This window comes from Modestobacter sp. SYSU DS0904, assembly GCF_054051115.1.
Map to the genome: position 1 here is coordinate 1 of NZ_JBJHAQ010000081.1, position 974 is coordinate 974.

General features: G+C 64.9%; 1 protein-coding gene. It reads left to right on the forward strand.

What is annotated here, in order from left to right; translation table 11 throughout:
* Positions 1-244, forward strand: a 244-nt coding sequence (locus ACI79U_RS21415; protein ID WP_457072405.1) for a hypothetical protein, incomplete at its 5' end; no start/stop codon positions are given.
* Between the last annotated feature and the right edge of the window lie 730 nt (positions 245-974).

Here is a 974-nt window from a genome sequence, read left to right on the forward strand (position 1 = left end):
CGTGACCGTCAAGGACCGCAATGGCACGTCGATCGTCATCGCCGCTGGTGGCACGTTCGAGGATGCCGACGGCAACGTGGTCTTCGACCCGACCACCGGCCTGCCGCTGGTCGCCGACCCGACCCCGGCCACGGCCACGGTGGACACTCTGGTGTTCGACAAGCTCGGCAACGAGATCGCCTCCACCACGCCGGCCGACACCATCGAGGGTGACGGGCTGGGTGTGCGCCGCGTCATCAAGTGACACACGCTTGACCTTGTCGGCCTGATCTCGACAGTGAGGCCGGTGCACCACTGAACAATCGAACCCCCGCCCAGGGCCAGCAGGCTTCGGGCGGGGGTTCGTCCTAGGCGCGGGACGGCGAGAGCAACGCCGTGTTCGTTCTCGCGCCGACCCGCCACGAACGAGCCCCCGCCCCAGGCCACCAGGCCTGGGACGGGGGCTCGTTTGTCGTGGGGTGGATTCTGGGCGGGATGTCGCAGCGGGCTTCATGAATGGGCAGGCCTCCCTTGGGGGCTGCCTGCTGCCCAGGGTGCTGTTTGGGGGTCGGCTGGAAGCTGAGTTCAGATGCTGTCGTGTCAGCCGAGATCGTCGGGGAGCGACGCTAGAAATCGTGCCGGGCTACATCGTCCCGTCAAGGGGGCTCGGCTGGACGTCGGCGATGGCGCTGTGTAATTCGGTCACTGATGCCAGTCGATTGGTTCGCTCTTGCATGAAGGCAGCTACTCATCGAATTAGTGACGGAGGCTCAAGCATCGGCAACTATTGACGATAAAACAGCGCGACATGAACACGGCTCGCCTAACAGCGAGCTCGCTCAGAGCGCATGTGCTGCTAACTTTCTGTCAGTCGCCCAACACGGGGCGCGACTGATGGAGGATCCATGAGCAAGCGTTCAATCTCGGTCGGCATCCTGACCGCCGGTCTGTCGGTCGGCGTTGTCGCTGGCGCGGTCTCTCCGGCCGCTGCCCAG